At 68.0% G+C, this 18,901-nt stretch carries 20 protein-coding genes; 13 read left to right on the plus strand and 7 right to left on the minus strand.

Going from position 1 to position 18,901, the window contains the following annotated elements:
* Positions 1-4 precede the first annotated feature (4 nt).
* Positions 5-334 carry a metal-sulfur cluster assembly factor gene (locus tag AC3RXY_RS04860; protein WP_491509766.1) on the plus strand — a complete coding sequence of 110 codons (330 nt, stop codon included), beginning with the start codon at positions 5-7 and terminating at the stop codon, positions 332-334.
* 208 nt (positions 335-542) lie between these two features.
* Positions 543-1,457, plus strand: coding sequence for a restriction endonuclease (locus tag AC3RXY_RS04865; RefSeq protein WP_491509767.1), 915 nt, complete (start codon positions 543-545; stop codon positions 1,455-1,457).
* Between the two features lie 378 nt (positions 1,458-1,835).
* Here the strand turns inward: AC3RXY_RS04865 and AC3RXY_RS04870 are convergent, their stop codons facing one another.
* Positions 1,836-2,387: a TetR family transcriptional regulator gene (locus AC3RXY_RS04870; RefSeq protein WP_491509768.1), complete on the minus strand. Its 552-nt coding sequence runs from the start codon at positions 2,385-2,387 to the stop codon at positions 1,836-1,838.
* 75 nt (positions 2,388-2,462) lie between these two features.
* Between AC3RXY_RS04870 and AC3RXY_RS04875 the strand changes: the two genes are divergently transcribed.
* The 5 genes from AC3RXY_RS04875 to AC3RXY_RS04895 all read left to right on the plus strand — a co-directional run bounded on the left by AC3RXY_RS04875 (position 2,463) and on the right by AC3RXY_RS04895 (position 6,270).
* Entirely contained in the window at positions 2,463-3,080 is a 618-nt protein-coding gene (locus AC3RXY_RS04875) for a biotin transporter BioY (protein WP_491509769.1), read from the plus strand.
* Positions 3,070-3,807 carry an energy-coupling factor ABC transporter ATP-binding protein gene (locus AC3RXY_RS04880; protein WP_491509770.1) on the plus strand — a complete coding sequence of 246 codons (738 nt, stop codon included), beginning with the start codon at positions 3,070-3,072 and terminating at the stop codon, positions 3,805-3,807. The genes AC3RXY_RS04875 and AC3RXY_RS04880 overlap by 11 nt, the downstream gene beginning before the upstream one ends.
* Entirely contained in the window at positions 3,804-4,397 is a 594-nt protein-coding gene (locus AC3RXY_RS04885) for an energy-coupling factor transporter transmembrane component T family protein (RefSeq protein ID WP_491509771.1), read from the plus strand. Before AC3RXY_RS04880 ends, AC3RXY_RS04885 begins: the two co-directional genes overlap by 4 nt.
* Positions 4,398-4,449: 52 nt before the next feature.
* The gene (locus AC3RXY_RS04890; protein ID WP_491509772.1) at positions 4,450-5,757 is read left to right on the plus strand and encodes a chymotrypsin family serine protease; all 1,308 of its coding nucleotides are present in this window, start codon (positions 4,450-4,452) and stop codon (positions 5,755-5,757) included.
* A gap of 162 nt (positions 5,758-5,919) precedes the next feature.
* The gene (locus tag AC3RXY_RS04895) at positions 5,920-6,270 is read left to right on the plus strand and encodes a CHY zinc finger protein (protein ID WP_491509773.1); all 351 of its coding nucleotides are present in this window, start codon (positions 5,920-5,922) and stop codon (positions 6,268-6,270) included.
* A 180-nt stretch (positions 6,271-6,450) separates the two neighbouring features.
* Here the strand turns inward: AC3RXY_RS04895 and AC3RXY_RS04900 are convergent, their stop codons facing one another.
* Positions 6,451-7,626, minus strand: a complete 1,176-nt coding sequence (locus AC3RXY_RS04900) for an ROK family protein (RefSeq protein ID WP_491509774.1) — start codon at positions 7,624-7,626, stop codon at positions 6,451-6,453.
* Positions 7,627-7,989: 363 nt separating this feature from the next.
* Between AC3RXY_RS04900 and AC3RXY_RS04905 the strand changes: the two genes are divergently transcribed.
* From AC3RXY_RS04905 to AC3RXY_RS04920, 4 genes are read left to right on the plus strand one after another with little or no spacing between them, the layout of a single operon-like run.
* A complete protein-coding gene (locus AC3RXY_RS04905) occupies positions 7,990-9,297 on the plus strand; it encodes a sugar ABC transporter substrate-binding protein (RefSeq protein ID WP_491509775.1) in 1,308 nt (435 codons plus the stop codon).
* Positions 9,298-10,245 (plus strand): carbohydrate ABC transporter permease, encoded by a 948-nt coding sequence (locus AC3RXY_RS04910; protein WP_491509776.1) that lies wholly within the window; start codon positions 9,298-9,300, stop codon positions 10,243-10,245.
* On the plus strand, positions 10,245-11,072 hold the full coding sequence (locus AC3RXY_RS04915; protein WP_491509777.1) for a carbohydrate ABC transporter permease: 828 nt from the start codon (positions 10,245-10,247) through the stop codon (positions 11,070-11,072). Before AC3RXY_RS04910 ends, AC3RXY_RS04915 begins: the two co-directional genes overlap by 1 nt.
* 12 nt (positions 11,073-11,084) lie before the next feature.
* Entirely contained in the window at positions 11,085-12,512 is a 1,428-nt protein-coding gene (locus AC3RXY_RS04920; protein ID WP_491509778.1) for a carboxylesterase family protein, read from the plus strand.
* Between the two features lie 8 nt (positions 12,513-12,520).
* On the opposite strand, the gene AC3RXY_RS04925 is transcribed toward AC3RXY_RS04920, so the two are convergent.
* Positions 12,521-13,279: an enoyl-CoA hydratase/isomerase family protein gene (locus AC3RXY_RS04925; protein WP_491509779.1), complete on the minus strand. Its 759-nt coding sequence runs from the start codon at positions 13,277-13,279 to the stop codon at positions 12,521-12,523.
* Positions 13,276-14,061, minus strand: coding sequence for an IclR family transcriptional regulator (locus AC3RXY_RS04930; RefSeq protein WP_491509780.1), 786 nt, complete (start codon positions 14,059-14,061; stop codon positions 13,276-13,278). Before AC3RXY_RS04930 ends, AC3RXY_RS04925 begins: the two co-directional genes overlap by 4 nt.
* An 89-nt stretch (positions 14,062-14,150) precedes the next feature.
* Here AC3RXY_RS04930 and AC3RXY_RS04935 point away from each other — a divergent pair, with 89 nt between their 5' ends.
* Complete coding sequence (locus AC3RXY_RS04935; RefSeq protein WP_491509781.1) at positions 14,151-15,575, plus strand: AMP-binding protein; 1,425 nt, start codon at positions 14,151-14,153, stop codon at positions 15,573-15,575.
* A gap of 153 nt (positions 15,576-15,728) precedes the next feature.
* Positions 15,729-17,327, plus strand: coding sequence for an ABC-F family ATP-binding cassette domain-containing protein (locus AC3RXY_RS04940; protein WP_491509782.1), 1,599 nt, complete (start codon positions 15,729-15,731; stop codon positions 17,325-17,327).
* Positions 17,328-17,470: 143 nt separating this feature from the next.
* On the opposite strand, the gene AC3RXY_RS04945 is transcribed toward AC3RXY_RS04940, so the two are convergent.
* Genes AC3RXY_RS04945 through AC3RXY_RS04955 form a run of 3 tightly spaced genes read right to left on the minus strand, consistent with a single transcriptional unit; the run spans position 17,471 to position 18,881 of the window.
* A complete protein-coding gene (locus AC3RXY_RS04945) occupies positions 17,471-18,280 on the minus strand; it encodes an SURF1 family cytochrome oxidase biogenesis protein (RefSeq protein ID WP_491509783.1) in 810 nt (269 codons plus the stop codon).
* Positions 18,277-18,510: a hypothetical protein gene (locus tag AC3RXY_RS04950; protein ID WP_491509784.1), complete on the minus strand. Its 234-nt coding sequence runs from the start codon at positions 18,508-18,510 to the stop codon at positions 18,277-18,279. The genes AC3RXY_RS04945 and AC3RXY_RS04950 overlap by 4 nt, the downstream gene beginning before the upstream one ends.
* Complete coding sequence (locus AC3RXY_RS04955) at positions 18,507-18,881, minus strand: DUF3099 domain-containing protein (protein WP_491509785.1); 375 nt, start codon at positions 18,879-18,881, stop codon at positions 18,507-18,509. Before AC3RXY_RS04955 ends, AC3RXY_RS04950 begins: the two co-directional genes overlap by 4 nt.
* Positions 18,882-18,901 lie beyond the last annotated feature (20 nt).

Genomic DNA, 18,901 nt, shown 5'->3' on the forward strand with positions numbered 1-18,901 from the left:
GGCCATGTCCGCGACGCTCACCGAGGAGAAGTACGACGAGGTCCTCGAAGCCCTGAAGGACGTCATGGACCCCGAGCTGGGGATCAACGTCGTCGACCTCGGCCTGATCTACGATCTGGCCTGGGACGACGAGACAGATGCGCTCGTGATCCACATGACGCTCACGAGCGCGGGGTGTCCGCTCACCGACGTCCTCGAGGAGCAGACCGCGCAGGCGCTCGAGCCGGTGGTCGAACGTTTCCGGATCAACTGGGTCTGGATGCCGCCGTGGGGTCCGGAACGCATCACCGACGACGGGCGCGACATGATGCGCGCGCTCGGCTTCGCCATCTGACGATCGGTCGCGCTCGGTCGCCCGATGAACGGCGGCTCCTGGTCGGTGTTTCCGAGCGGGTGGCCTTTGCTCTGACGGGCGAAGCGTGATCGACACTTGCGGTGCGCGGAGATCAGCATCGTCGTGTACCAGACGGCAGCGGGTGCGTCGGAGGCGAACAGGGCTTGGGGCGCTGACCTTCCCGAATGCAACAGCGATAATGATCTCCATGTCTGAAGACTCATCGCTTGTGCCGATTTGGCCAGTCTTGGTGGTCCCCACGCTCCGGGTGCTCTCGGATGGAAGGAACTACCAGCGGCGCGAGATCTTCGACGCTGTTGCCGCGCACATCGGCATCAGCGACGACGCCCGTGCTGAGACTCTGAAGTCGGGCAGCACCCGCTTCGAGCAACGAATGGGCTGGGTTCTCAGCCATCTCGGGAAGGCGCAATGGGTCGATAAGCCCGAACGTGGCCGCTACGTCATCAACGACGCAGGCCGAAAGGCCCTGGCAGACCACCCGAGCGGATTCGACTACGCACTCGCTCGCGAGGTTTTCGCGCCCTTTTGGCCTGAGAAGGCAAAGACTTCGTCGCCGAGCAGGGAAGCGGAGACCACCGATGAGATCGCCGACCCGATCGAAGTCATCGAGGACGCGGTTGCTCGTATCGAGGCCAGCGTCGGTGAGAGTCTCCTTGACAGGCTTCGGAACAGCCACCCCGACTTTTTCGAACAGGCCGTCGTGGACCTGCTCTTGAAGATGGGGTATGGGGGAGCCGCTCAGCGTGGCAAGCGCATCGGCGGAAGCAACGATGAGGGAATCGACGGCCTCATCGATCAGGACGCCCTGGGGCTTGACCAGGTTTACATTCAGGCGAAACGGTACAAAGAGGGCAACAACGTCGGTCGCGAGCCGATCCAGGCTTTCGTCGGGGCGCTCCATGGCTTCGGAGCCTCGCGAGGCGTCTTCCTGACCACGAGCGCATTCACCTCGGGCGCCATCGCCTACGCCGAAAAGGTGCAATCACGCATCATCCTGATCGACGGCGCGAAGCTTGTCGACCTGATGATTGCCTATCGTGTCGGCGTCCAGGAGAAACAGCGGTTCAGCGCCGTGGAGGTCGACGAGGACTACTTCGAGTAGGGGATTCCTGCCCGGTCGTAGTCCCTCGTGGTCGGCTCATGCGCTCGCAGTCGTCGAGAACGCTCCACTCGATGGCGTCCGCAATAACACGAGCCAACCGTGGCAGCTCTTCCAGGCCTCTTGCTCGTTACCGCCTGCTGGCTGTCTCTGTGGCGGTGAAGCTCAGGGCCGTGACGGGGGCTCAGTCTTGTCAGCGTCGCATCGGGGTGCTGGCGTCCACCGCAGTCCGCGCCTTCTCTGTCGACGTCGCTGCCTCTCCGCGTTCGTCTCGCCGCGGGACTGTATCCGGAAGAAGGCCGCATGCAGCGGGTTGGCGCGGCCGAGGCCCGGTTCTGAGGACTCGCGCCTACTGCCGTGCGCGGTGCTGCCGGATGCCGTTCACCCGGTGCCAGCGGTGAGCCCGCGCAGGATGGCAGCGACCCCCGCGTCGAACTCGGCGGCCATGCGGTCGGCGGTCGCCGCGGCGTCTTCGTCGACGACACCGAGGGCGGCGGCCTGGATGCGCTGCTGGACGATCGTGGCGTGCCCCAGCAGGTAGTGCAGGAGCACGGTCGCGCCGGGGCCCGTGCTGCCCAGAGCCGCCGACAGACGGGCGTGCGATGCGCCGGAGCCGAGCGCGAGCGCCTGCGTGCTGATCACCACCTCCGCGCCGTCACGGTGTTGCAGGAGCGCGTCGCGGAGGACGCGCGCGACGGCGTCCGCGCTGGCGTCGCCGTCGAGAGATGCAACGGCCGGGGCGATGATGGCGTCTGCGACCGCGGCGAGCAGCGCCTGCTTGCTGGGGAAGTGCCAGTACAGCGCCGATGCCTGGATGCCCAGCGTGAGGGCGAGTCGCCGCATCGTGAGGTCGGCGAGCCCGACCGCGTCGAGGAGGTCCAGTGCGGCCTCGACGATCACGGTGCGATCGAGGCGTGGTGCGGGCGGAGGCATCTCATGACTATACTGAACGCCGTTCAATTGAACACCGTTCAGGAGGCCGTGATCCTCCGGACCCGAGGAGGACCCATGACCAGATCCGCCCCCTTCGACAGCCGTGACATCGCCCGGATCGCGGTGTTCGCCGCGATCATCGTCGTGCTCGGACTGGCTCCCGCGATTCCCGTACCCGGGCTGGTGCCGATCACCGCGCAGACGCTCGGGGTGATGCTCGCCGGTGCCGTGCTGGGGTGGCGGCGGGGCGCGCTCGCTGTCCTCGTGGTGATCGCCCTCGTGGCCGTCGGACTCCCGGTGCTCTCCGGCGGACGCGGAGGAATGGGCGTCTTCGTCGGGCCAACGGTGGGATATCTTGTGGGCTGGCTGCCCGGCGCGATCCTCGTCGGCCTCATCGCCCACGCTGGCGGGCGGCCGCTTCGCGCGTGGCGTGTTCTGCTCGGATGCCTCGTCGGTGGCGTCATCGGCATCTACGCTCTCGGCATCCCGGTGCAGTCAGCGATCACCGGGCTGCCCGTGGCTGAAACCCTTGTGACCAGCCTGCTCTTCGTGCCGGGCGATATCGTCAAGGCCGTGCTGGCGACGGTGCTGACCCTTGCCCTGCAGCGCGCCTATCCGCCGGCCTTCGCGGCGGTGCGGGAGGGCACGATCGCGAGCGTGTCTGCCGAACCGGTGCGGGCGGATGCGGGCTGACCAGGCGATGCGACGTGCGGCCGCCGGCGGCGTCGGCGTTGACGACGCCGGCATCCGCCTCGATCGCGCGGGCGTCGTCATCGAGGGGCGCCGCATTCTCGAGCCGGTGAGCCTGACGCTCGATCAGCCGACCATCGCGGTGATCGGCGCCAACGGTTCCGGAAAGTCGACCTTCGCGCGGCTGCTCAACGGCTTGGTACGGCCGACGGAGGGAAGCGTCCGGGTGCACGGTGTCGACGTCGCCCGCGATCCGCGGGCAGCTCGCGCCAGGGTGGGATTCGTGTTCACCGACCCGGACGCGCAGATCCTCATGCCGACCGTCGCGGAGGATGTGGCGCTGTCTTTTCGGGGCCGCGGCCTGTCGCGGTCCGAGGTGTCGGGACGCGTCGAAGGCTTGCTCCTCCGGCATGGACTCGGCGGGCTGGCGGACCGCGCGGCGCACACGCTCTCCGGGGGGCAGAAGCAGTTGCTCGCGCTCACCGCGGTGCTCGCCGGGGCGCCATCGCTCCTGGTCGCCGACGAGCCGACGACGCTGCTCGATCTCGTCAACGCGCGGCGGATGGGCGACCTGCTGACCGGGGGAGCGGCGGCGCAGACGCTCATCGTCACGCACGATCTCGAGCTCGCCGCACGATGCGCCATCGCGCTACGCTTCGAGCGGGGCCGCCTGGAGCACATCGGCCCGCCGGCAGAGGTCATCGATCGCTATCGGCGGGAGGCGGCGTGATATCGCTCTACCGTCCCGGAGGCAGCTTCCTGCACCGCACATCAGCGGGGTGGAAGCTCGCGGGGCTCGCCACGGTGGCCCTTGCCCTGTCGCTGACCCCGTCGGGGCCGGTGGTGCTTGTCGCCGCGGTCCTCGTCGTGGCCGCCGGCTCGGTGCTCGGCGGCATGGGTATCCGCGATGCGGCGCGCCAGCTGTGGGGGATCCGCTGGCTCGTGGTGATGCTGGCCCTTCCTCAGGTGATCTTCCTCGCGCCGCAGACCGCGCTGGTGAACACCGCGCGCGTGGTCGCAGTCGTCCTGCTGGCAGGCGTGCTCACCCTCACCACCCGCACGGACGACCTGCTCGATGTCGTGCAACGCATGCTGGCCCCTCTCCGACGTCTCGGCGTCGACCCGTGGCGCGCGGGATTCACGCTGTCGCTCGCGATCGCCCTCGTGCCATCGATCGCGGATCTGGCGCGGCGGGTACGCGAGGCCCAGCAGGCCAGGGGGGTGCGCATCGGGGTTCGCGCCATCGTGCCCTTGCTGGTGATGTCGTTGCGTCGCGCCGACGATGTCTCCGACGCGATGACCGCGCGGGGGATTGGATGACGCGGGAGCGTCGTGCATCATCTCACGCTTGTCCCATTGGGCGGCGTGCTTTATGATCAAGCCAATCGTATCTGGGGGGATAATGACGAAGATCTGCAAGTTTGCGATCGGAACTGCGCTGGCGACGTTGATAGTGGGGGTTTTGTCTCCGCTCAACATCGCTTCGGCGGCGGATGGTGCTCACGATGGCGATGATATGCCGACCGTGGATGAAGTCCTCGCGCAAACGGCAAATGATGATCTTCATGCGACGCTGAAGCGGCTAGAGGAGGCCGGGATCAATGAGCTTGATCCTCGGTTCTCCGGGCAAACGGTGATCGAAGAAGTCGATGGCGGGCTTGTCGTGCACTATGACGCGAACAGTCAGACATCGAAAGAAATAGAGTCCATCGTGGATCAGGTCGCTTCGGACGCGACCTACCCAGTGAGATCGAACGCTCTGAATACAAATCCAGGGCATCAGGCGCAGATAGCCATGCGCCTCGTCGATCCGGAGGATCCACTCGCCGCCTCGTATGGGATCACTCAGATCACGAGTGTCTTCTTCAGCCCAATCGCCGGAGAGATGACAATTCATACGGAGGATGTGGGGGCGGCGAAGCGCTGGAGCGACGGTTCGCTCATCATCGAAGGCATTCCCGTCAGCGTTGAAGGTGCCCTGTACATCACGCCGAGTTCTAATCGAGTTGACGATGACCCGAACTGGTCTGGCGCGATTAATCTACGCCCGAATGCTAACCTCACGAACAATCACAACTCGAATACGTGGTTCTGCACGCAGGGGTTCACCTGGAAGAAGTGGGGCACAGGGGAGGTCCTGGGGTCAACGGCCGAGCACTGCGCTCGCAACATGAGCAACGGCTCAGTGCAATACCCCAACTGGTACAATTTTGGGACATCAGTAGGGTCGAGATACTACTACAACGTCGCGGCGGATACCTTCTTGATCCGAAGCTCGGGCGGACCGAGCCAGTTTAATCCAAACATGTACTTTGGGGGCCCATCTACAAGCACGAGACGTGACGTCGTCTCAGATATAACGTCTAACTATATCCCGCTCCTGGTGGCTCTCAACAGTAGCTCCGGGCTAAAGACCGCTCGAAATATCGTGGACAACTATGCCGCGTGGAACTGGGGGTACGGCCCGGTGGGTCCTGCCCTTATCCAGGGTGGGACCTCAGGGCCCGTTGATTGCCCTAAGGGTGACAGTGGAAGCCCCGTAGTGCGCTCCAACACCAATGGTACGATCATTGGTGTTGGGATGCTGACAGGATACATCGGGGCAGCTGGAAACTGTTTGTATATCCCTCAAGTCCAGGCCAGCGCGAATCTTTCTGCATCAATCTATAAAGCTCCCTGAGAGATCACACCGAGGTATCTGGCGTCAGGGGGCGCAGTTGGCGGAGGGCGGTACACGTGACGAATCCGCAGAATGGTCGGAGCAGATCTGGCGGTGGGCGCGCGGAGGCGGTGCCTACGGTCGTCCGCATCGGGCCGACGCGATGACCGCACGGGGGATCGGATGACGCGGGATCAGAGCGGCGGGCGCGTCGTCGTGGGCGGACATGTCGTGCACGGCCTGGGGCTCGACGCCGAGACGCGCTGCGCGCACTACGCCGGCCCCGACGACGTGCTGTCGATCCTGTTCGCGTGCTGTCGATGCTGGTATCCGTGCCACGCCTGTCACGACGCCGTCGCCGGTCACGAGGTCGTCGTCTGGCCCGTTTCCGCGCACGCCACGGGAGCGCTTCTGTGCGGTCGCTGCGGCGGCGTGTCGACCATCGACGAGTACCTCACGGCGCCAGCGTGCGCGCGCTGTTCCGGCGCGTTCAATCCGGGATGCCGATGGCACCATGACCGGTACTTCGCATGACGCGCGGCCGCCTCCGCAACCTAACTCAGGCAGAATCGCGGCCGATGGCCCCGAAGCCGGGGTTTGCGGGGTGCCGCGCCGATTCCTCCTGAGTCAGGCTTCTGGCCCGTTTCCGCGCACGCCGCAGGAGCCGTGCGATCCATGCGATCCATGCGGATCGCACGGCGGTGCCCGCCCGGCTCAGCGGTGCGCACCCTCTGCGGCGGCGAAGCGGCTGGGGGCGAGTGCGTGGTCGAGGGCGAGAGCGCTCGCGCCCCGGAGTGCCGCTTGCGGGCCGAGGGCTGACACCGCGATGGTGAGCGACTCCGTGGCCATGGGCAGTGACCGCGCATACAGCGCCTCCCGGACCCCGGCGACGACGTGGTCGCCCTTCGCGACGAGTGTCCCGCCGAGAACGATCGATGACGGGTTCAGGATGCTGACGTAGGCCGCCAGCACCTCGCCGACCATCTGACCGGCTTGGCGGAGGGCGTGAGAGGCGATGCCGGTGCCTGCCGCTGCCTGTGCGAGGACGTCATCCATGCTCGCGACGGGCAGGCCGAGCTCAGCCAGTCGCCTCACCAGCGCCATCCCGGATGCCACCGAGGACAGGCAGCCGGTCTTGCCGCAGGAGCACACCGTCTCCGGGGCATCCGTGACGCGGATATGTCCGATGTCGCCCGCGACGCCGTGAGCGCCGCGCTGCAGCTGTCCCCCCGCGATCAGGCCGGCGCCGATGCCGGAGGAGAGTTTGACGAAGACCACGTCCTGCTCGTCGGGGCGCGCGGCGTCGCGCTCGCCCAGTGCCGAGACGTTGACGTCGTTGTCGACGAGCGCTGGCGCGTCCCATCGCTCTGCCATCCAGTCCGCGACGCTGAGCCGGCTCCAGCCGGGCATGATCTGCTCGCTGAGCGGCGTTCCGGTCTCGAAGTCCACCGGACCGGGCAGGCCCATGCCAATCGCGAGGACGTCTGCCGCGGGGCGCTGCATTTCGGCGAGGAGGCCGAGCGCGGTCTCCGAGCACCAGCTCAGAATCCGGGCGGGACCAGAGGCGATCTCTGATGCCCGCGTGGCGGAGGCCAGCGGAACTCCGAAGAGATCGGTGATCGCCACGGTGGTGTGGCGTACGCCGATGTCGCACGCGAGGATCAGCCGCGAGGCAGGCAGCAGCCGCAGCTGGGTCGACGGGCGCCCTCCGGTGGACGCGGCCGTTCCGTCGCTGCCGATGAGACCCGCAGACTGCAGTTCGTCCAGGCGTGAGACGACGGTGGACCGGGGGAGCCCGGTCATCGTCACGATCTCGCCCCGGGTGTGAGCCTTGCCGTCGCGGAACAGCTGGAACACCTCGCGCGGTCCGATGCCAGACCTCAGTGGCATGGTCCTGCTCCGATTCATCGTCGCCCCTTCCCGGCTTTCGCCGGCTCAAACAATAACATGACCCACTTATAACGAAGATTGACAAAAGTCGTCGGACTGTGCTGATAATCACTGGCCGACGAAAACGTCGGGGAGAGCCGACCGAGTGCAGTGGCGCACCGGGAAGGACGGGTCATGGCACACCAGGACGACCGCATGCGGTCGAGTGTCGGGCATTCGCAGCCGACTCGGACCTGCCTCTGCGACCGCCCGTCCTCGGGCTCCCGCCCCGCGCGGCGGGCAGCGGCCCCGGCCCATGCCGGCGGGGACGTCCCCATCGCCTCGTCGTCATGCCCCCATGACCACCACTGGAAGGAAACCGCCATGACGGAAATCTCAGCGAAGGGCCGGCAGCAGCGTCGCTGGCAGGTGCCGCTCGCGCTCTCCCTGGTCCCCTTGCTGCTCGCCGGGTGCGGGCGCGGGGATGCCGGGCCGATCAGCACGTCCGAGTCGGTCGATGAGACCCCCGCCGCCGGGGTCGTCGAGTTCTGGGCGGGCGGCGGAGAGGGAGAGCGGCTGCCCGAGTTCGTCGCGCAGTTCGAGGACGCCAACCCCGATGTCGAGGTGAAGATCACGCAGATCCCGTCGGGAGAGTTCGACGCCAAGCTCACCGCGGCGATCGCTTCCGGCAAGGTGCCCGATCTCGTGTTCCTCTATAGCCAGACCCAGGCCTCGCTCTTCGACACGGGCGGATTCGCGGCGGTGCCGGACGGCCTCGTCGACCCGGACGACTTCTTCACCTCCGCGTGGGAGGGCGCGCAGGTCGATGGCGTGTCGTACGGCCTGCCCTGGTACACCTACGCCCAGGTGTTCTATTACCGGTCGGACATCGCAGAGCAGTTCGGCGCCCCGACACCGTCGACCTGGGACGACCTGCGGCAGTTCGGCCGCACCCTCCAGGCCGCGGGGGTGGAGTTCCCGATCGCTCTGGATGTCGAGTACAACGACTACACGGCGCAGCAGTTCGCCGGCTTCGCGGCGCAGAACGGCGGTTCGCTGATCAGCGCAGACGGATCGGAGTGGACGATCAACGCGCCCGAGAACGTCGTGGCTCTGGAGTTCATCGGTTCGCTTTTCGACGAGGGCCTGGTCTCTCCGGACGGCCCTGGCTTCCTCGACACGGTTCCCAACATGGTGTCAGGCAAGAGCCCGGCGATGTTCAACGGGCCGTGGTTGCCAAGCCGCGTCGACGAGGCCGGTGGCGACGACTGGTCGCACACCCACATGGCCGTCATCCAACCGCCCGCAGGGCCGCAGGGCTCCATCGCCACGATCGGCGGCGGCAGCCTCGCCGTCCCCGAGGACGCCCAGAACGCGGACGGCGCATGGAAGCTCGCACGCTGGCTGCTCGAACCGGGCGTTCAGAGCGATTGGTACGACTACTTCGGCAACCTTCCCGCCGTCCCTGCGGCGTGGGAGCAGAACCCTGCGATCGCGGACAACCCCTCCCTCGAGCCGGTGCGCGAGGCGATCGCGACCGGCATATCCACGCCGGCGGCCCCGACGTGGGCGCAGGTCGGCAAGCTCCTCGGCGAGCAGATCGAGCGCGTCGCTCGTGGCGCGGCGACGGCTCAGGAAGCACTGGATGCCGCGCAACAGGCGGCATCGTCGATCGGCACGGGAGCACGCTAAGTGATCTCCTCCCTTCCGTCCGCGGTGGAAGCGGGCGTGCCCGCCTCCACCGCGGGGCTCCCGCAGCGCCGGCGCTATCGGCTGACAGCGCCGTGGGTTCCGTGGGTCTTCCTGTCGCCGTTCCTCATCGCCTTCCTCTGCTTCCTGGCGATTCCCGTGGTGTCGGCTCTGGCGATGAGCCTCACCGACATCAGCGCCAGAGATCTCCGTGATCCCTTCGGCGTCGACGTCGTCGGACTCGACAATTTCGCCAGGGTGCTCACGGACCCGACCTTCCTGCGGGCGCTGGGCACGTCTCTGCTCATGGTCCTCATCACCGTCCCGACGTCTATGGCCGTCGGTCTGGTGCTGGCGATGATCCTCGACTCGGGGATCCGGCGCCTGCGATCGTTCTTCCGTGGACTCATCTACGTCCCCGTGGTCACGAACATCGTCGCGGCAGCGATGATCTGGCAGTACGCGTTCACCACCGATGGCCCGGTCAACGCGCTGCTGGCGACACTCGCCCTGCCCACGCCGAACTGGCTCGGCGACGCGATGTTCGCCGTGCCCACCGTGGCGGCGCTGGGGATCTGGCGTGAGATCGGCACCTGCATGGTGCTGTTCCTCGCCGGGCTGCAGTCGATACCGGCGGAACTCCGGGAAGCCGCGGCACTGGACGGAGCAAGCGCAGGACAGCAGTTCCGGGAGGTGGTCTTCCCGCTGCTGCGGCCGACGACGCTCCTGGTGAGCGTGCTCATGATGATCCAGTTCTTCAACATGTTCGACGAGCCGTATCTCGTCACCGCAGGAGGCCCGCTCGGAGCCACCAAGACACTCGCGCTCTGGGTCTTCGAGCAGTTCGGTTTCGGCAATATCGCTGTGTCGATGGCCTCCTCGTTCATCCTGCTGGCGCTCATCGGCGGCGTCAGCTTCCTCCAGTTCCGATTGTTGAGGCCGAAGCACTGATGCGTACATCTCGTCTGCGCGAAAGCATCTTCTACGTCGTCCTGATCGTGGTCGTCCTCGTCCTCATGCTGCCCTTCGTCTGGGTACTGGGCGGGGCGTTCAAGACCCAGGCGGAGTTCCTCAGCGACCCCGGCGCCTGGCTGCCGCGCAGCTTCACGTATGTCGACAACTTCGTGTCGCTGTTCGTCGACCGGGGCTTCGCGACCTATCTGCTGAACAGCATCATCGTCGCCGGATCCACCGTGATCGCCAACATCGTCTTCGGCGCGATGGCGGGGTATGCCCTGGCGAAGTTCTCCTTCCCCGGCAAGAACGCCGTCTTCGCCCTGGTGATCGGGTCGATGATGATCCCGTACGTGGCGATCTTCGTACCGCAGTTCCTCGTGATCGTGCAGCTGAATCTCACGGACACCCTCGCCGGCATCGTCGTGCCGTTCATGGCGATGCCGCTGAGCGTCTTCATCATGCGGCAGTTCTCCTACTCGATCCCGGACGAACTGCTTGAGGCCGCCCGTGTCGACGGCGCCGGCGAGCTGCGCATCTTCGTGCGCGTCTTCCTCCCGCTGGTCGGGCCGGCACTCGCGACCGTCGCGATCCTCTCCTTCCTGTTCGCCTGGAACCTGTTCCTCTGGCCGCTCGTCGTGGCCCAGTCGCAGGGCACTTACACGGCGCCGCTCGGATTGGCGATCGCATCGCAGGGCGTCAACACGACGTTCTACGGTGTCCTGCTGGCGGGCGCCGTCGTGGTGATGCTCCCTGTTCTCATTCTTTTCATCTTTCTGCAGCGCTACTTCATTCAGGGGATCGCGACTGCGGGGCTCAAATAGGAGGAGCACGTCATGGTCTCGTCGAACACCAGGGTCGTCGTGGCGCCGTCCGGCGCATGGGCCGGGTGCGTCACAGCAGCCGGCCTGCAGTTTCGCGGCATACCCTACGCCGAGGCGCCCACCGGCGTCGGCCGCTTTCGCGCCCCGGCGCGGCGAGCTCGACACGACGGGGTGTTGCCGGCGCAGACATGGGGGAGCACCCCCCAGATCATCGCGCTGTCGAGCGACACCTTTGTCCCAGAACCCTCCGTCCCCGGCGAGGACATTCTCAATCTGAACGTGTTCACGCCGGCGGAAGCAGCGGCGGGGGACGGCCGCCCCGTCGTGGTGTGGGTGCACGGCGGGGGATTTCTCGCCGGAAGCATCGCGAGCCCGTGGTATCGCGGGGAGGGCATCGTCTCGGCCGGGGCGATCATGGTCGTGCCGAGTTACCGACTGGGTTTTGACGGCTTCGGCTTCGTGGCCGACGGCGCGGACAACCGCGGCCTGCGCGACGTCGTGTGCGCCCTCGAATGGGTTCAGGAGAACATCGCGGCGTTCGGCGGTGATCCGCAGCGCGTGACGCTGGCGGGTCAGTCCGCGGGCGGGGGGATCGCGTTGTGCCTGGCGAGCTCGCCCGCGGCCCGCGGTCTGTTCCGGGCGGTGTGGTCGATGTCCGGCACGCTTCTCGCGACCGACGTCGGGCGGGCCGAGCGGAACGCGCGCGGCCTGGCCGACGATTTCGCCGTCGAGCCCACCGCCTCATCGATGGCCGACGTCTCGCGGGAGCGGATGCAGCTGGCGATCCGGAGCCGCCGTGAGGCGCAGGACGACCGGGCCAACGGTCCGGCACCGGATTCCCGGCTCATGATGCCCGTCGTCGGCACCGACACTCTCCCCGATCCCATCGTGACGGGACTGCGTCGATCCGCGATTCCCCTGGTGGTCGGTGCGACGAGCGATGAGTTCGTCGCACCCGATGAACCGACGCTCCCGACGGGGGAGTGGGAGGCGCTGTGCGGTTCGTGGGGTGCTCCGGCCGCGGCCTACGGGCGCGGGCTCGCCTCCGATCAGTGCACGGTCGGGCGTCTCCTCACCGATGTGCTGTTCCGATCAGCGGCGTTCGCGGCGGCCGCGGCGCATGGGGCTGCCGCGCCCACCTGGCGCTACGAGGTGGGCGCCGCCTCCAGCGCGCTGCACGGCGCGGGGCACTGCGCAGACATCCCGCTCTTCCTCGGCGTGGCAGATCTGCCCGTCATCGTGGATCAGCTCGGAGAGCCGCCCGCGGAACACGCGACGATGCACGCGGACTTCCTGCGCTTCATCGCATCCGGCTCCCTGGCGCTCCCGACGTTCACCCCGGATCCCGCCGCGATGATCCGGTACGGCATTCCCTCCGGGCGCGAGACGGGCCAGGAGAGCGTCGCCGTCCTGGCCCGCCTCTGGGACCCCGACGCGTGAGGCCGTCCTCAGCGATCGAAGCGCGGCGCCTCCTTCGCGGCGAAGGCGCGCAGACCTTCCGCGAGGTCCGTGTGTGCGGTCGCCTCCAGGTCGGCGGCCGCCGCGGCCATCGCCTCGGGGCCGCGCAGGATGGCGCCGATCGCTGCGGCAGCCGACCGGATCGACACGGGCGACATCGACGCGATGCGGTGCCCGAGGGCGATCGCCGTCTGCCGGGCATCCTCGGACACCTCCGAGACGATGCCGAAGCGCAGGGCGGTCTCCGCGGCGAACGTCTCGGCGGCGTAGAGCAGGCGTGTTGCGACCGGCACGCCGACCGCCGTGATGAGGCGCTCGATCGCGGAGATCGGATAGACGATGCCCAGCTTCGCGGGCGTCAGCGCGAAGCGTGCGGTGTGATCGCACACGCGGATGTCGCACGCGATCGCCAGCTGGAGCCCGCCGCCGATGCAGGTGCCGGACACCGCCGCGATCACGGGCTTCGCCGTGCGGAGGATCGACTCCTCCAATCGCACGAGGTCGCGCTCGACGATCGCGGCGTTGTCGACGCTGATCTCGGAGATGTCCATGCCTGCGCTGAAGTGACCTGCCGCGCCGGTGAGGACGATCGCGCGGACCGTCTCGTCGTTGTCCGCGGCTTCGAGGGCGTAGCGCAGCGCCGACCGCGTGTCGGCCGAGAGCGCGTTGCGCACTCGGGGTGCGGAGATCGTGATGACAGCGACAGGGCCATCGTGGTGCACCACCACGGTCTCGGACGGTCTGTTCATGAGTGTTCTGCTCCTCCGAGGGACTTCACGAGCTCCGGCGGAGCTCCGAGTGTTTCGCTGACGGTCTGGGCGGCGCGGGCGACGAGGCGCCCCAGCACGGGGTGTCGATCCGGAGTGATGCGAGTGGACGGCCCGGAGACGGAGATCGCACCCACCGGAACGCCCTGGCGTCCGATGACGGCCTGTGCCACGGCGCTGATGCCCTCGGAGAATCCTCCGATCGTGACGGCGTATCCGCGCACGCGGGCGCGATGGACGGCGCGCCGGACGGCCTTCTCGTCGGTCTCGGTGCGGGGCGTGAACGATGCCAGGGGCGGGGCGAGAAGCCGGTCGACGTCAGACAGCGGCGCATGGGCGAGATATGCGAGTCCGGTCGCGGCGGCGTGGAACGGCACCCGCTCGCCGAGCGGCAGGAATGCGCGTAGTGCGTGCGCTGTGTCGATTCTCTCGATCAGGACCAGCGCATCCGCGGCCGGTGCGCAGAGGTGGATGGTCTCCCCGGTGTCGATCTGCAGGGCGTTGAGCGCGTCCAGGGCTGCCGCTCGCAAGCTCCTCGCCTCGCTGTCTGATGCGGACATCAGCGCGGTCACGTGGTGGGATACCACCCAGCGAGCGGGGGATTCGCTCTCCTCGACGAGCCAGTTCGCGGCCCTGAGCGTCAAGAGGCAGCGCTGGACGGTCGCCTTCGGCAGACCGGTGTCGCTGGTCAGCGCGGCGAGCGTCGCCGGCTGCATTCGCGTGACCGTCTCGAAGACGCGGAGAGCGGCCAGGGTGCTTGTCATGACCATCGCGATCCCTCCACGGTCGATCGAACTCCCGCAATTTAGCACAGTATGAACTCGCAGTCCGGAATATGAACTATGGAGACGCCATGCCCCCGACCTTCCTCGCCGCCCTGCTCGATGATGGCCGCTCGCCGACCGACGTCGTGGTGGTCCTCGACGGCGAGCCGATCTCGCGCGCGGCGTTGCGCGCGTCGGCTGCAGCCTTCGCCGCATCCCTGCCGGACGACGCCGTCGTCGCCGTCGAGGCCACCCCCACCCGAGACACGGTGGTCGCCATCGTCGGCTGTCTTCTTGCCGGGGCACCCGCTGTCCCGGTCGCCGCAGACCTCGGCCACCGGGAACGCGACCACATCCTGACCGACTCCGGCGCCTCGATCTGGGTCGGCCGTGCGGGTGTCGCGCCAGCGCTTGCCAGGAGGGACGTTCCGGGCGATGTCGACGAGGCCGCTTCCGTGGCGATCGCGGAGCCGGCCTCGACGGCACTGATCCTCTACACGTCGGGGACCACCGGCGCGCCGAAGGGGGTGCCGGTCAGCCATCGGGCGCTCACCGTCGGCATCGATGCCGTTGCGGACGCCTGGGCATGGAGCAGCACCGACGTCGTCGCGCACGGTCTGCCGCTGTTCCACACGCACGGCCTGGTGCTCGGACTCCTGGGCTCTCTGCACGTCGGGTCGCGGTTCGTGCACACCGGGAAGGCCCACCCCGGCCACTACGCGGCGGTGAGCGCCACGATGTACTTCGGGGTTCCGACCATCTGGACCCGGATCGCTGCAGATGAGCGCAGCGCACGGGCGCTTCACGGTGCTCGCCTCCTCGTCTCGGGGAGCGCCGCACTGCCGCCGGAGCTCGTCGACCGGCTGGAGGGCTTGACCGGGGCGCGCGTGATCGAGCGCTACGGGATGACCGAGACGCTGATCACGCTGAGCCAGCGTGTCGGCGATGCCGTCCGGCCCGGCTGGGTCGGACAGCCGGTCGCCGGCGTGACAACCCGGCTGCGCGAGGGGCAGAACGACGTGCCGCACGACGGCGTCTCCGTGGGGCGGCTAGAGGTCCGCGGCCCCATGCTGTTTCGCGGCTATCTCGGACAGCAGGCCGCCACGGCGGAGGCCTGGACGCCCGACGGCTGGTTCCGCACCGGAGACCTCGCCGTGATCGATGAGCGCGGCGAGCACCGCATCGTGGGGCGGGAGTCTGTGGATCTGATCAAGTCCGGGGGGTACCGCATTGGCGCCGGCGAGATCGAGGCCTCCCTCCGAGCCCTCGCGGGGGTGTCCGATGTCGCGGTCGTCGGCGTGCCGGATGACGATCTCGGACAGCGGATCGTCGCGTTCGTCGTGCCAGACGGCGCGACGGAGGTCACCGAGGCGGGCGCGATCGCGCATGTGGCCTCCGACCTGTCGTGGCACAAGCGGCCGCGGCAGGTCCGGCTGGTCTCCGAGCTGCCGCGGAACGCGATGGGGAAGGTCGTCAAGGCGCAGCTGATCCGGAACGCCGCAGGGGGTGCATAAGCGTCCGCCGGTTTCCGGAGCCTGGCGTCACCCGGGGCAGGGCACCGGGCGCCGGACGCGAGGCCCTCAGCCTGACCCGAGCAGGCCCGGGCTATACTGGGAGGCTGGCCGTTCGGCCGCATCCCCTGTACCCCGAAAGAACGGACGTTCGCTGTGCTCGCCGTGCATGACCTGGAGATCCGCGTCGGCGCACGCCTGCTGATGGAGAACGTCTCGTTCCGCGTCGCCGACGGCGACAAGATCGGCCTGGTCGGCCGCAACGGGGCGGGCAAGACGACGCTCACCAAGGTGCTCGCCGGCGACGTGCTTCCCTCCGACGGCAGGGTCGAACGCAGCGGCGAACTCGGCTACCTTCCGCAGGATCCCCGCTCCGGCGACCCGGAGATGCTGGCGCGCACCCGGATCCTCGACGCCCGCGGGCTCGGGTCGATCATGCTCGGCATCCGCGAGGCCTCTGAGCTGATGGGCTCGGACGATCCGGCCGTCGCCGAGAAGGCCATGCGCCGCTTCGGCAACCTCACGGAGCGGTTCGAAGGGCTGGGCGGCTATGCCGCCGAAGCCGAGGCTGCGTCGATCGCGCACAATCTCTCGCTTCCGGACCGCATCCTCGATCAGCCGCTCAACACGCTCTCTGGCGGTCAGCGGCGTCGCATCGAGCTGGCGCGCATCCTGTTCTCGGACGCCGCCACGATGATCCTCGACGAGCCGACCAACCACCTCGACGCGGACAGCGTCGTGTGGCTGCGCGACTTCCTGAAGGGCTACCGCGGCGGGCTCATCGTGATCAGCCACGACGTCGAGCTCGTCGGCGAGACCGTCAACCGCGTCTTCTACCTCGACGCGAACCGCCAGGTCATCGACATCTACAACATGAACTGGAAGAACTACCTGCGCCAGCGGGTGGCCGATGAGGAGCGACGCAAGAAGGAGCGCGCCAACGCGGAGAAGAAGGCCACGCAGCTGCAGCTGCAGGCGGCGCGTTTCGGTGCGAAGGCCTCGAAGGCCGCGGCAGCGCACCAGATGGTGGCGCGCGCCGAGAAGCTCCTGGCCGGTCTCGACGACGTGCGCCAGGAGGACCGCGTCGCCAAGCTCCGCTTCCCGAAGCCGGCGCCGTGCGGCAAGACGCCGCTCATGGCGTCCGGCCTGTCGAAGTCCTATGGCTCGCTGGAGATCTTCACCGATGTCGATCTCGCGATCGACCGGGGCTCGAAGGTCGTCGTGCTCGGCCTCAACGGCGCCGGCAAGACGACGCTGCTGCGGATTCTCGCGGGCGTCGACGAGCCGGACACGGGCCAGCTCGAGCCGGGGCACGGTCTGAAGGTCGGCTATTACGCTCAGGAGCACGAGAACCTCGATGTGAGCCGCTCCGTGCTCGAGAACATGATGTCCGCCGCGCCCGACATCAATGCGACCGAGGCGCGCAAGGTGCTCGGCTCGTTCCTGTTCGTCGGGGACGACGTGCTCAAGCCCGCCGGCGTGCTGTCCGGGGGCGAGAAGACCCGCCTGTCGCTGGCGACCCTGGTGGTCTCCTCGGCGAACATGCTGCTGCTCGACGAGCCGACGAACAACCTCGATCCGGCCTCGCGCGAAGAGATCCTGGGGGCTCTGGCTCATTACGAGGGCGCGGTCGTCCTCGTCTCCCACGATCCGGGAGCGGTCGCTGCGCTCAACCCGGAGCGCGTGCTGATCCTCCCCGACGGCGTCGAGGACATCTGGTCGAAGGACTACCAGGACCTCATCGAGCTCGCCTGACCCTTTTCTCCCCTCGCACATGTTCGTCCCCTCGCGCATGTGCAGCTGCCTCGGGCAGACACGCACGTTCCCTGCGAGCGAAGCGCACATGTGCGAGGGGAGGAATGCGCGGGCGGAAGACGCGTGACGGGCGTGCTCCGGGATCAGGGCATGCCGGCGTCGAGCAGGGCGTCTTCTTCGGCCGAGTCCCGGTCGCGTCGTCGCGCGCGCACCGCGTCGAGCGGCTTGCCCTCGCGCCGATTGCGGATCTCGGTGCGGATCACGTAGCCGATGAACACGAAGCCCATGATCGCGAACAGGATCCACTGCACCGCATAGGAGAGGTGCGGACCCGGGTCCTCCTCAGGCGCTGACAGCGCGTGGGGCTGGCTCGCTGCGTGCGGCGTCTCGGCCGACATGATGCCGTAGACACCGGGGATCACATCGCCGCCGACCAGTTCTTGGAGGCGGTCGATGTTGATGGTCGGGACCTGGCCTTCCGGCGCCCCGCGTCCCGACTGCGGCACGGGCTCGCCCGGACGCAGTCGCACCGTGACCTCCACCGGCCCGGATGCGGGCTCGGGGACGATGTCGGGAACCGATCCCTCGCCGGGCGGAACCCAGCCCCGGTTCACGATGAGGGTGCGGCCGTCGTCCAGCCGCAGCGGCACGAGCACCTCGAACGCACTCGTGCCGCCGTGCGGGCGGTTGCGCGCGAGCAGTGTGGCATCGATGTCGTAGGTGCCGGTCGCCGTCACGCGACGCCATTCGTCATCCGGCAGGAACGTTCCGCCGGCAGGGAGCACATCGTCGAGCGGGGCAGGCGGGGCCTCGTAGTTCTGCTCGACGAGCTTGATCTGGCGGGCACGTTCGTCGTTGCGGGAGAACTGCCAGTTCGACAGGAAGGCGCACACCACCGCGAACAGCGCGGCGACCAGGATGTATGCGGTCCACCGCATAGCCGTGGACTTCACGGGACAGAGCCCTCCTGCACATCGAGGGGCTCGGCGTGCACGGGGAAGTCCCTGGTGTGCAGGTAGTCGGTCAGGAATCCGACGTGCGCATCGCACGCGAGCCAGATCTTGCGGCGGTCCTCGGCATGGATACGCGGGTTCCGCCACACCACGCGATGTGCGGCAGGCTCGGCGCATCCGGCACGGGAGCAGGTGGGAGCGGAGAGCTCGTCACCGAAGAGCAGGCTCATGCGTCGCCGTCCCGGCCGAGCGCGCGTGGGTCTGCGGCCTTCTCCTCCTGGACAAGGATGACGCCCGGGGCTTCGTCGACCGTCTCGGGCTGCGCGACGACCGGGCCCGCGATCATCCGCTCCGGGGAAACGGGGGCGGACGTCTCGCCCGCATCCGCCACGTTCGCGATCACCACCGCGATGTACGGGAGGATCGCCGCGCCGACCGCGAACAGCCAGGTGTACCAGCCATAGGGGGTGACGAGCACCATGAGGACGAGGCACAGCGTGCGCACGACCATCGTGATCACGTAGTTGCGCACGCGTGTGCGCTCGTCGTCGCGCGGTGCACGCGGCAGCGAGGTCAGCGATGGTGCGGAGGAGCTCTTCACGATGCCCCCAGCCTACGCCG

This window comes from Microbacterium longlingense (assembly GCF_058349825.2).

What these genes read in the sequence shown, in the direction of transcription:
- AC3RXY_RS04860 (WP_491509766.1), top strand. Translation starts at nt 5, where the DNA reads ATGTCCGCGACGCTCACCGAGGAGAAGTACGACGAGGTCCTCGAAGCC.
- AC3RXY_RS04865 (WP_491509767.1), top strand. Translation starts at nt 543, where the DNA reads ATGTCTGAAGACTCATCGCTTGTGCCGATTTGGCCAGTCTTGGTGGTC.
- AC3RXY_RS04870 (WP_491509768.1), bottom strand. Translation starts at nt 2,387, where the DNA reads ATGCCTCCGCCCGCACCACGCCTCGATCGCACCGTGATCGTCGAGGCC.
- AC3RXY_RS04875 (WP_491509769.1), top strand. Translation starts at nt 2,463, where the DNA reads ATGACCAGATCCGCCCCCTTCGACAGCCGTGACATCGCCCGGATCGCG.
- AC3RXY_RS04880 (WP_491509770.1), top strand. Translation starts at nt 3,070, where the DNA reads ATGCGGGCTGACCAGGCGATGCGACGTGCGGCCGCCGGCGGCGTCGGC.
- AC3RXY_RS04890 (WP_491509772.1), top strand. Translation starts at nt 4,450, where the DNA reads ATGATCAAGCCAATCGTATCTGGGGGGATAATGACGAAGATCTGCAAG.
- AC3RXY_RS04895 (WP_491509773.1), top strand. Translation starts at nt 5,920, where the DNA reads ATGACGCGGGATCAGAGCGGCGGGCGCGTCGTCGTGGGCGGACATGTC.
- AC3RXY_RS04900 (WP_491509774.1), bottom strand. Translation starts at nt 7,626, where the DNA reads ATGCCACTGAGGTCTGGCATCGGACCGCGCGAGGTGTTCCAGCTGTTC.
- AC3RXY_RS04905 (WP_491509775.1), top strand. Translation starts at nt 7,990, where the DNA reads ATGACGGAAATCTCAGCGAAGGGCCGGCAGCAGCGTCGCTGGCAGGTG.
- AC3RXY_RS04915 (WP_491509777.1), top strand. Translation starts at nt 10,245, where the DNA reads ATGCGTACATCTCGTCTGCGCGAAAGCATCTTCTACGTCGTCCTGATC.
- AC3RXY_RS04920 (WP_491509778.1), top strand. Translation starts at nt 11,085, where the DNA reads ATGGTCTCGTCGAACACCAGGGTCGTCGTGGCGCCGTCCGGCGCATGG.
- AC3RXY_RS04925 (WP_491509779.1), bottom strand. Translation starts at nt 13,279, where the DNA reads ATGAACAGACCGTCCGAGACCGTGGTGGTGCACCACGATGGCCCTGTC.
- AC3RXY_RS04930 (WP_491509780.1), bottom strand. Translation starts at nt 14,061, where the DNA reads ATGACAAGCACCCTGGCCGCTCTCCGCGTCTTCGAGACGGTCACGCGA.
- AC3RXY_RS04935 (WP_491509781.1), top strand. Translation starts at nt 14,151, where the DNA reads ATGCCCCCGACCTTCCTCGCCGCCCTGCTCGATGATGGCCGCTCGCCG.
- AC3RXY_RS04950 (WP_491509784.1), bottom strand. Translation starts at nt 18,510, where the DNA reads ATGAGCCTGCTCTTCGGTGACGAGCTCTCCGCTCCCACCTGCTCCCGT.